General features: G+C 72.0%; 7 protein-coding genes and 3 pseudogenes. 2 read left to right on the top strand and 8 right to left on the bottom strand.

The window, feature by feature from the left end:
* The 5 genes and pseudogenes from SACHA_RS25140 to SACHA_RS0108650 form a co-directional block, all read right to left on the bottom strand.
* Positions 1-408: pseudogene (locus tag SACHA_RS25140) on the bottom strand (Rossmann-like domain-containing protein); the annotation flags it as partial.
* Positions 405-1,130, bottom strand: a complete 726-nt coding sequence (locus tag SACHA_RS0108635) for a class I SAM-dependent methyltransferase (protein WP_019808867.1) — start codon at positions 1,128-1,130, stop codon at positions 405-407. The gene SACHA_RS0108635 and the pseudogene SACHA_RS25140, both read right to left, overlap by 4 nt.
* A gap of 115 nt (positions 1,131-1,245) precedes the next feature.
* A complete protein-coding gene (locus SACHA_RS0108640) occupies positions 1,246-2,244 on the bottom strand; it encodes an ABC transporter substrate-binding protein (protein WP_232211842.1) in 999 nt (332 codons plus the stop codon).
* Positions 2,241-3,035, bottom strand: a complete 795-nt coding sequence (locus tag SACHA_RS0108645) for an ABC transporter ATP-binding protein (protein ID WP_019808869.1) — start codon at positions 3,033-3,035, stop codon at positions 2,241-2,243. The genes SACHA_RS0108640 and SACHA_RS0108645 overlap by 4 nt, the downstream gene beginning before the upstream one ends.
* Complete coding sequence (locus SACHA_RS0108650; protein ID WP_083935814.1) at positions 3,035-4,015, bottom strand: FecCD family ABC transporter permease; 981 nt, start codon at positions 4,013-4,015, stop codon at positions 3,035-3,037. Before SACHA_RS0108650 ends, SACHA_RS0108645 begins: the two co-directional genes overlap by 1 nt.
* Before the next feature lie 372 nt (positions 4,016-4,387).
* Between SACHA_RS0108650 and SACHA_RS21095 the strand changes: the two are divergent.
* A pseudogene (locus SACHA_RS21095) lies at positions 4,388-5,589 on the top strand (MFS transporter).
* Positions 5,590-5,684: 95 nt separating this feature from the next.
* Here SACHA_RS21095 and SACHA_RS0108660 read toward each other — a convergent pair.
* The 3 genes from SACHA_RS0108660 to SACHA_RS0108670 are packed head-to-tail and all read right to left on the bottom strand — an operon-like array spanning position 5,685 to position 9,320.
* Complete coding sequence (locus tag SACHA_RS0108660; protein WP_019808872.1) at positions 5,685-6,251, bottom strand: HPP family protein; 567 nt, start codon at positions 6,249-6,251, stop codon at positions 5,685-5,687.
* 51 nt (positions 6,252-6,302) lie between these two features.
* The gene (locus SACHA_RS0108665; RefSeq protein ID WP_019808873.1) at positions 6,303-6,770 is read right to left on the bottom strand and encodes a hypothetical protein; all 468 of its coding nucleotides are present in this window, start codon (positions 6,768-6,770) and stop codon (positions 6,303-6,305) included.
* Positions 6,771-6,797: 27 nt separating this feature from the next.
* Positions 6,798-9,320 carry a molybdopterin oxidoreductase family protein gene (locus SACHA_RS0108670; protein ID WP_019808874.1) on the bottom strand — a complete coding sequence of 841 codons (2,523 nt, stop codon included), beginning with the start codon at positions 9,318-9,320 and terminating at the stop codon, positions 6,798-6,800.
* Positions 9,321-9,657: 337 nt separating this feature from the next.
* On the opposite strand from SACHA_RS0108670, the pseudogene SACHA_RS26065 reads away from it, so the two are divergent.
* A pseudogene (locus SACHA_RS26065) lies at positions 9,658-9,946 on the top strand (M23 family metallopeptidase); the annotation flags it as partial.

Below are 9,946 nucleotides of genomic sequence, written 5' to 3' on the forward strand. Positions count from 1 at the left end.
CAGGAGCCCGGCGACGGCGGCGTCCCGGGCCCGCGCCTTCTCCCCCGGAGTCCCGGCGGGCAGGGTCACCGCCTCGGCGCGCGGATCGGCCGGGTGCGGGGTGACAGAGGCGAGATAGGCGTCCAGGGCCGCCAATCGCACCGCCGGTGGCGCGTCGTCGAGCAGCGAGCCGACCGCGCGTCCCGAGTGCCGCGCGCAGACTTCGGGATCGATTTCGCCCGCCTCGAACGCACAGGCGCCGAACACCGTGCCGACCCGGACGACGACGTACCGGGTCAGGGACGTGCTCTCCGCACCGGGCAGCCGGGTGCCGTGCTGCAACCAGAACACGCTGGTGGCGGTCATGTCGTCGGGAACCGGGCCGAGCGAACCCGACCGCGCCTGGGAGAACAGCTCGTCCAGTGTCACGCACGACTCCCCTGCCGGAAGCGGAACAGGTAGGTGAGCACCCCGTCACCCCAGTCGTGGCACAGGGCGACCTCCGCGGAGAGGCCACGGTCGGCCCCGGCGCCGACGACGGCGCGCAGATCGGCGGTGTTGGACACGACGACGTACACCTCGCCACCGGGCGCGAGCAGCGCACCCCCGACGAGCTGGTCGAAGAACCGTTCCACCAGCGGGGCGCCGACGCAGACGTTGCGCACGACGTCGGGATCGTCGCTGACCCGCGCACGCACGGCGGGTGGGTTGAACGTCACCACGTCCAGCCGGGTGTCCTCGCCGAACGCGTCGAAGGCGTCCGAGACCACGCCGACGAACCGGGAGTCGTCGTCCGGCTCGGCCACCAACCGCCGGTAGTGGCGTCGCGTGGTGTCCACACTGACCCGATGCACGTCGACGGCGAACACCGTGCGGGCCCCGCGCAGGCCGGCGATCACCGCCTCCACACCCAGTCCGACGCCCATCGCGGCGTAGGAGCGGTTCCGGACGTCGATCGTGCCGTCGAGCAGCCGGTCGTGGATGATCCGGCTGGTAGCTCCGGGAAGGAACACGCCCGGCGGCACGTCGAAGCGCCACCCGTTCCACTCGTATTCCCGGTGCTCGGCGAGGTCGGTCTTGGGGCGGTTGAGGGCGATGATCCGTTCGGTGGGCAGCGGCGGCGGTAGCCGGTCGATCAGTGCGCGGTCCACGCTGGACTCCTTTCCCGGACCACTCGGTCCGGTGGTACTGCGGTGTGGTCAGGTGCCGGTCGGTCGTCCGCGGTACTCGGCGGCGGTCCTCGGCGGCGGTCCTCGGGGGCGGTACTCAGCGGCCGATCGAGCGGAGGTACCCGGCGAGATCCTCGGCCGCATCGAGGTTGCCCGGTGCGCTGACCACGCGCCCGTAGTCGAGGACGTGGAACCGGTCGTTCCGTACGGCGGGGGTGTCGGACAGCGGCGGGTGCGAACGCAGGAAGTCCAGTTTCTCCTCGACGGGGCGGTCACCGTAGTCCACGACGGCGATGACCTCGGGCTGTTCGGACACCACGCTCTCCCAGCCGACCGTGGTCCAGCGTTGGTTCAGGTCGCCGAAGATGTTGCGTCCGCCCGCCAGCTCGATGATCGCCTCCGGCGCGGCCTGGTTTCCCGAGGTGAACGGCTTGTCGGTGCCCGAGTCGTAGAGGAACACGGGGGTAGGGTCCCCGTCGGGTGCGGCCGCGCGCAGTGCCCGCTCCCGCTCTTGCAGGTTCCCGACCAGCTCCTCGGCACGCTGTCGGACGTGGAAGATGCGGCCGATCTGCCGCAGGTCGGTGTAGAGCGCTTCGAGCGGTGGCACTCGGACCGGGTCGTCACCGTAGTCGAAGCAGCTCTCGGTGTGCTGGTAGCTGTGGATCCCGACGGAGGACAGCTTCTCGGGCGTGATCCCCCGGGACTCGCTGAATCCGGAGTTCCAGCCCGCCAGCACCCAGTCGGCCTCGGCGGCCACCACCGTCTCGAACGAGAGCACATCGGTGGACAGCGTCTCCACCGCCCGGTAGTCCTCGCGGTACGGCGACCGGCGCACCGACGGGTCGGCGGTGCTGGGCATCACGATGCCGCGCATCCGGTCGGCGAGTCCGAGGGCGAACATCTTCTCGGTGCTGCTCATGTCGTAGGCCACGGCGCGTTCGGGCAGTGGGTAGGTGAGGCGCTGACCGCAGTTCTCGATCGTGACCGGGGCCGGTCCCCGCTCGGCCTCGGTCTGTACCTCGGCGCCGCACGCGGCGAGCAGACAGACGGTCAGCAGCAGGGACAGTGGTGCCACTGCGGGCGGACGTCGTTTCATCGGAGGGTCCTCTCCTCATTCGGTGGTGGGGTCGGGGTGTGCAGCAGTTGGGGGACTCCGGTGTCCGGGTGCGGCACCACCACGGGACGCACGCCGAACACCCGCTCGACCAGATCCGGCGTGAGCACCTGACCGGGCGGGCCGCTCCGCACGAGCCTGCCGCGGGCCAACACGGCGATCCGGTCGCACACCGCCGCGGCGAGATTCAGGTCGTGCAGGGCCACGAGCACGGTCAGGCCGCTGTCGCGGATCAGGGCCAGCAGTTCGAGCTGATGTCGGATGTCGAGGTGATTGGTCGGCTCGTCCAGCACGAGCACCGGGGTCCCCTGCGCGAGAGCCCGCGCCAGGAAGACCCGTCGGCGCTCCCCGCCGGACAGCGACAGCACACCCCGCTCGGCCAGGTGCATGGTGTCGGTCAGCCGCATGGCCCGGTGACAGTGTTCCCACTCGTCGCCGCCGAGGGGTCGTCCACCGCTTCGGTGGGGATACCGGCCGAGCGCGACGAGCTCGGCGACGGTGAAGTCGAGATCGGCGTGCTCGTCCTGGCTCACCGCGGCCACACGGCGGGCGCGCTCCCGTGGCGGGAGGTCGTCGAGGTCGGTGGAGTCCAGCAGCACCGCGCCCGCACTGGGCCGCAGCGCCCGGTACACCGTACGCAGCGCGGTCGACTTGCCGCTCCCGTTCGGCCCCACGAAGCCGAGCACCTCGCCCGGGGCGACCCGCACGTCCAACCCGTCCAGCAGGGTGGTTCCCGCCAGCTCGACCGTGATCCCGTCGAGGGTGACCCGCATCAACGCCCTCCTCCGAACAGATAGGCGCGCCGGCGCAGCAGCACCACGAACACGGGAACCCCGATCAGTGCGGTGATCACCCCGAGCGGCAGCTCCCTCGGGGCGAACACCGTGCGGGAAGCCAGATCCACCCAGACGAGGAACACCGCACCGGCCAACGGTGCGACGGTCAGCACCCGCCGATGCCCGGCTCCGACGAGGATGCGCAGGACGTGCGGCAGAACGAGCCCGACGAAGCCGATCGCCCCGCTGACGGCCACGAGCGCACCGGTGACCACGGCGGTCAACCCGAACAGCTGCCTGCGCAAGGCCTCGGCGTCCACGCCGAGCCCCGCGGAGGTCTCGTCGCCCAGGGAGAGCACGTCGAGCGCGCGGGCGCGGCCGAGCAGGCACACGACCGCGCCGACGACAGCCACCGTGGCGATCGGCAGCGATCCCCAGGTCGCGCCGCCGAGGCTGCCCAGCAGCCAGAACAGCACCGACCGCGCCGCGTCGCCGAACGGCGCGAAGAACACGATCACGCTCATCAGCGCCTGGAAGCCGTAGGCCAGCGCCACGCCGGTCAACACGAGCCGCAACGGGGTCAGCCCGCCCCGGCCACGGGCGGCGACGTACACCAGCACGGACGCCCCGAGCGCACCGAGGAAGGCCGCGGTCGACAGTGCGTAGAGACCGAGCCCCCCGAACAGTCCGAACGCGACCACCGCGCTCGCACCCACCGAGGCCCCCGATGAGACGCCGAGAATGAACGGGTCGGCCAACGCGTTGCGCACCATCGCCTGTACCGCGACACCCAGGACGGCGAGCCCCGCGCCCACCACGGCGGCCAGCAGGACGCGAGGGGTCCGGACCTGCCAGACGATCTGGTACGTCGTGCTGTCCTCCGCCGGCACGGTTCCCCCGGTCAGTGCCGCGGTGAGATGGCGCACCGTGTCGGAGGGTGGGATCACGGTCGCTCCGAGCGCGACGGCGGCCACCATCGACACGCCGAGGACCGCGGTCAGAACCACCACCCACACGGCGATCCGTCTCCCGGATGCCGGGCCGTGGTCCGACTCGCGTCCCGGGTTCGGCGCCGTCGGTGGCGCCTGCGCTGTCGTGGTCACGTCCGGCCACCGACCTTTCCCTCGTCCCGACTCGACTCCCGGCCCCGGCGATGCGTCCGTCGTCCCGCGGGTCGCCCGACGAGCTCCGACAGGATGCTACAAATGATAATCATTTTCGTCTAGAGTCGACGCGGCCGTCGTCGAGACACGCACGCGGCCACCGGACGAACAGGAGGGACCTTCAGCGTGACCCCGACTTCCCCCGCGGATCCGACGAGCACCCGATCCGTCCGCTCCCGCTCCCCCATGCGGGAACCCGCATTCGTCCGGTTGTGGGTCGCCACCACCGCGTCCGGACTGGCCACCTGGGCGCTGCCGTTTCTGCTGGGGCTCGCGGTGCTCGACGACACGCTGACCGCCCCGGCGCTCGGTCTGGTGCTGGCGGCACGCACGGTGGGGTTCCTCGTGGCGGTACCGGTGGGCGGTGTCCTCGCGACCGGTACTCCCGGCACGGCGTGGTGCTCGCCGCGGGGGCCTGCGCCGCGGCCGCGACACCGGTCGTCGCCCTGGCGATGGGCGAGTCGACCTGGCTCACCGCCACCGCGGCCGCGGGTGTCGGCATCGGTCAGGGAGCGTGCAGGCCGGCGTTCCAGGCACTGACGGCGGAGGTGGTGGATCCACCCCGGCGACAGCGGGCGAACGCGGCGATCACTTTCGCGGTCCGGGTCACCACACTGCTCGCGCCGGGAATGGCCGCACTTCTGGCCTACGTGGTGGACACCACCACACTGGTACTCGCCACGGCCGCGCTCTGGGCCGCGGCGGCGGTGCTACCGCCGCGGCCACGGAAGCACACACCGACCTCGGGCACGACCGGAGAGGCGGCCCGACGTGGTCACGTCCTCGCCGATTTCCGGGACGGCCTCACCGAGGCGCGACGGCACCCGTGGTTCCTCGCCGCACTCGCGGCGCTCACCACCGTGATCGCCACGGGATACTCGGCGACCGGCGTGGCGCTGCCCCTGGTGAGCCGGGACACGTTCGGTACCGAGGCGGTACTGGCCGGCGCGCTCACCGCCTACACGGCGGGAGCGCTGCTCGGGGCGCTGGTCATCGCCCGGTGGCGGCCGCGTGCCCAGGGCCACGCCGCGTTGGCCGCGCTGGCCTGTTACGGCTTCGCACCGCTGAGCCTGCTGCTGCCCGTACACCCGGCCGCGGTTCTCGGCGCCTACCTCGTGGCGGGAATCGGCATCGAACTGTTCAACGTCCCGTGGTTCACCGCGACCCAACGGGAGATCGCGCCGGACAAGCTGGCCCGGGTGTCCGCGCTCGACTTCCTGTTCTCCTACGGGTTCGCCCCGGTCGGCCTCGCCCTCATCGCCCCGGCCATCGCGACCTTCGGCACCACCGCGGTCCTCGGCGTGTGCGCCACGGCGTGTTTCGTCGCGCCCGCTCTCGCCGCCGTCGCCCCCGGCGCCCGGGCGTTTCGCACCGGGGACGGCTCGTGAGTTGACACTCCACTTCGCCGAGTTGACGCTCCGTGCCCATGAGTTGTCGTCCCGGGGGCCGGCCCGGTCGACGCTGCGGCACCGCGAAGCGGACGTCATCGCCGGTCCCGAGGTGGGACGACGGCCTGCGACACACCCAGGAGCCGGTTCAACGCGAGCCCGACCGCGGTGACGAGAAGGACCCCGATCCCGATCGTCAGCAGCTCACCGCCGGTGGTGAGCAGCCCGAGGCCGATCAGCAACGTCGTAGCCCCGGCGGGCGGGTGCGGACAACGCACCGCCAACAACACGAACGCGGTCACACCCACCGCGGTGGCCGCCGCGAGCACCCGCGGCACCGTCAACCCTTCGGTGAGCACGGACGGCGCGTGCACGAGACCGTAGGCCCACAGCGTCCCGATCCCGGCGGCCATCCCCACACCGTGGCCGACCACCGTGCACAGCGCGCTCGCCGACCTGCGCAGCGGTGACTCGAAGAACAGCAGCACGGTCGGCCCGAGGCTCGGGAACACGTACGGCTGGTCCGCCGCGAGGCCGACGGCTCCGACAATACCGAGTGTCACCGCGCTGAGGACCAGCGTGTATCCGGCCCGGCCCGGCCTTCCGAACCGGCGTTCGGCGGCACCGAGCAGACCGTGGGCACCGTCCGGTGTCTCCGACATGGAACCCTCCTCGTGCCGGTCCGGGCCACGCACGTCCGCGGCCGCGGGCGCTCACGCGGCCGCGATCAGCGCCTGTGGGGCGGCCTGTTCGATCCGGGTCCGCAGCCACGCCACCGCCGAACGGGTGTCGGCCACACACGAGCCGGTGATGCACAGCAGCTCCCGGTCCCGCAGTGCCTGGGCCGCCTGACCCACGGCCGTCCAGGTGATCTCCACCAGGGCAGCCCGCACGACGAGGTTCTGCAAGTCCCACACCAGACCCGCGCCCGCGCCACGCGGCCCGGCGGGAAGCTCGGCCCCGGGGGTCGAGACCACCGGGGAGGTACCGAGCGCCGCCTCGCCGTAGTGCGCCACCACGGGCTCCAGACGACGCACGTGGGCGCGGCCGAGGTCCGCGAACCGCGAGCCCAGGGTCGCCACATCGGGCTCGGCGGCGTGCCCGTCGGCCACTTCGGTGAAGGCGTCGGCGAGCGCGGTCTCCGCGGCGACCAGCAACGCCAGGTGTTCGGGTAACCGCACGATTCGTCCTCCACGGTCGTCGGATGGTCAGCGGCCCTCGTGCGAGTGGTGGGGCAGGTTCGGGGTGTGCCGGGGCGTCGGCGGGTGCGGTGGTGGGTCGACCGGGGCGATGTCCTCCGTCACCTCGTCCGCCGCCACACCCCGGGTGGCGGGTGCCCCCGCCGGATCGGCGGGGGCCGAGGCGGTCGTCGTCGGTGCCGGTGCCGCCCCGTCGGCCGACGACACCCGGGTCACCGACACCGCGCTGATCTTGAAGTACGGCTGCTTCGACACCGGATCCCAACCGTCCATGGTCAACTCGTTGGCCGCCCGGGCCTCCCCGTCGAGCGCCGAGGGGGAGCCGGTGTCCCAGTAGCCGTAGTGGAACGGGACGAACACCACACCGTCGCGGCCCCTGCCCACCCGCGCCGGGAGGTCGAGGGCGCCACGGTCGGACTCCACCCGGACGAGGTCACCCTCGGTCACACCGAGCCGGTCCGCGTCCGAACGGGACAGTTCGACCCACGGACCCGGTGCCGCCTCGTGCAGTGGACGGGACCGGGCGGTCTTCGTCCGGGTGTGGAACTGGTACACCGTGCGCCCGCTCACGCACGCGAACGGCCGCTCGGCCGTGGGAGTCTCCGGCGGCGGGATGTACGGCGCGTGGCGCAGGAACGCGCGGCCGTCGGGTCGTGCCGCGCGGTACCGCTGCGATCCGAACGCCGCGCCGGTGACGAGGTCGTGCCCGAAGCTCTCGCACACCTCCGGGTCGGTGGGGAACACGCCGTCGGCGTAGAGCCGGTCGCACCCGTCGGGGTGTTCCCCGTTGCACGGCCATGGGATTCCCGATCCCGCCCGGAGTAAGGGGTACGACAGTCCCGTGTAGTCACACAGCCTGCCGCGGGTGCACTCCTTCCACGCCTCGAAGGCACCCTCCGGGTCGCTCCACCGGATCAGCGGACCGCCCTCGTCGTCCCGCAGGTCCATCCGCTTGGCGTAGTCCAGGAAGATGTCCAGGTCGCTGCGCGCCGCACCGGGCGGGTCGACGGCCTTGTCCGAGAGATGCACGGTCCGGTTGACGTTGGTATAGGTTCCCTGCTTCTCGCCCCAGAGCGCCGCGGGTAGCACCACGTCGGCGTACTCGGTGGTCTCGGTGCGGAATCCGTCCTGCACCACCACGAACAGGTCCGGATCGCGGAGGATGTCGCGCACCCGGCCCAGATCGGGCAGCGACACGGCCGGGTTGGTGCCGGAGATCCAGAGGAACCGGATCGAGCCCTGTTCCGCGTAACGCCAGATCTGCATGGCGTGCGTCGGCTGGGACCAGTGCGGGATCCGCAGCTCGTCGACCCGCCACAACCGCGCCAGCTCGCGCACGTGTTCGGGATTGTGCCAGTTGCGGAAGCCGGGGAGGTCGCCGTCGGCCCCGCACTCCCGGGTGTTCTGTGCGGTCGGCTGGCCGTTCATCTGCAACACCCCGCACCCCGGCCTGCCGATCCGTCCGGTCAGCAGGTGCAGGTTGTTCACCTGGCAGGACGCGGCCGTGGCCTGGTGCGACTGGTAGAAGCCCTGCAACACCGTGGACAGGACCCGGTCCGAGGTGCCGAAGACGCGGGCGGCGGCTCGTACGTCGTCGGCGGCGACCCCGCAGATCTCGGCGACCCGCTCGGGCGAGTACTCGCGCACCGTCTCGGCGAGCTCGTCGAAACCGAGCGTGTGCGCGTCGACGTAGGCGCGGTCCAGCCACCCGTGCACGACGAGCTCGCGCACCAGGCCGTTCAGCAGCGCCTGGTTGGTGCCCGGTAACGGCGCCAGATGCACCCCGCCCGTCCGTTCCGCGGCCTCGGCCACCGCGGTGCGCCGCGGGTCGACGGCGACGACGCGGGGCGGGTCGGCGCCCGCGATCCGGTCGAGCACGCGGGTCCACAGCACCGTCTGGGTCTCGGGCATGTTGTGCCCGAAGCAGAACAGGGCGTCACAGCTGTCGATGTCGGTGTAACTGCCGGGCTGGCCGTCCGAACCGAAACTCTCCTTCATCGCGGCCGCCGCGGTCGCGGTGCACAACCGGGTGTTGCCGTCCATATGCGGGGTGCCGAGACCACCCTTCCCGAGCACGGCGAGGGTGTAGTACTCCTCCAGGAAGAGCTGGCCGGTCGTGTAGAAGCCGTGCGACAGCGGGCCCACCGCGTCGAGCAGGTGCCGGGACCGGCCGACGACGCGATCCATCGCCGTGTCCCAGTCGGTGGCGACGAGTTCGCCGCCCTCGCGCACCAGGGGGCGGGTCAGCCGGTCGGTTCCGCTCCACCGCCACGAGCCGTAGAGCCCCTTCGGACCGAGCCTGCCGTGGTTCACCACGTCCCCGGCCAGGCCGCGTACGCCCACCATCCGGCCGCCGGAGACGGCGATGTCACAGGCGCACCCGTTGCTGCACAACACACAGGCCGACCGCACCCAGCGGTCCACGTCGTCCTCGGTGACCCCGTCGTCCAGGTGCGTGTCCACGCGTACGGGCCAGGCCGCGTCCCGGGCGAACGGCGTCCGTGTGCCCCATACGTCGCTGATGCGGTCCATCCGTGTCCCGTACCCACACAACCGGGCGTCGCCCCACCGCCCGCCGCGGGTTGACCCGTTCGAGCCCCGGACCGTCCCCCACCCCGCCCGCGTGGGGTCCCGCGTCTCACGCCGCCCACCCCGCGGATGTCGGCACCCCCTCTTGACCAGCAGAGAGTATGCAGTCAAGCACCGCCACGGGATTCGGAGCTATTCCGTAACCGAATCGTTGTGGCAAGCGTCAAGTTTTGTGGAGTGCCCCGCGCGCCGCTGCGCATAGTCGCGACAGCCCCGAACCCGGGTGCCCGTCGGCCCCCCACCGACGGCCACCGTTTCCCCGACATCATTGGAGTCGCACATGCGTGCGCGTCACCAACTGAAGCGTGCCGCCCCGATGGCCCTGCTCGCTTCGCTGACGCTCGTTTCCACACCTGGCATCGCCACCGCGGCCACGGACTCCCAACCCGCCCAGCCGCGTGCGGTCCAGGTACAGCAATCGACTACCACCAAGGCCCCGCAGCCAAACCCGGACGCTTCGCTGGAACAGCGGATCGCCTCCGCCGAGCGGGCGCTGCAGCAGGCCCGGGACCGCGAGGCCGCCGAGCGGGAGGAGCTCGACGCCGCCGTCGCCGCGCACGAGCGGGCGA

It is taken from the genome of Saccharomonospora halophila 8, assembly GCF_000383775.1.
Lineage (GTDB): Bacteria > Actinomycetota > Actinomycetes > Mycobacteriales > Pseudonocardiaceae > Saccharomonospora > Saccharomonospora halophila.

What these genes read in the sequence shown, in the direction of transcription:
- SACHA_RS0108640 (WP_232211842.1), bottom strand. Translation starts at nt 2,244, where the DNA reads ATGAAACGACGTCCGCCCGCAGTGGCACCACTGTCCCTGCTGCTGACC.
- SACHA_RS0108645 (WP_019808869.1), bottom strand. Translation starts at nt 3,035, where the DNA reads ATGCGGGTCACCCTCGACGGGATCACGGTCGAGCTGGCGGGAACCACC.
- SACHA_RS0108650 (WP_083935814.1), bottom strand. Translation starts at nt 4,015, where the DNA reads ATGGTGGCCGCCGTCGCGCTCGGAGCGACCGTGATCCCACCCTCCGAC.
- SACHA_RS0108660 (WP_019808872.1), bottom strand. Translation starts at nt 6,251, where the DNA reads ATGTCGGAGACACCGGACGGTGCCCACGGTCTGCTCGGTGCCGCCGAA.
- SACHA_RS0108670 (WP_019808874.1), bottom strand. Translation starts at nt 9,320, where the DNA reads ATGGACCGCATCAGCGACGTATGGGGCACACGGACGCCGTTCGCCCGG.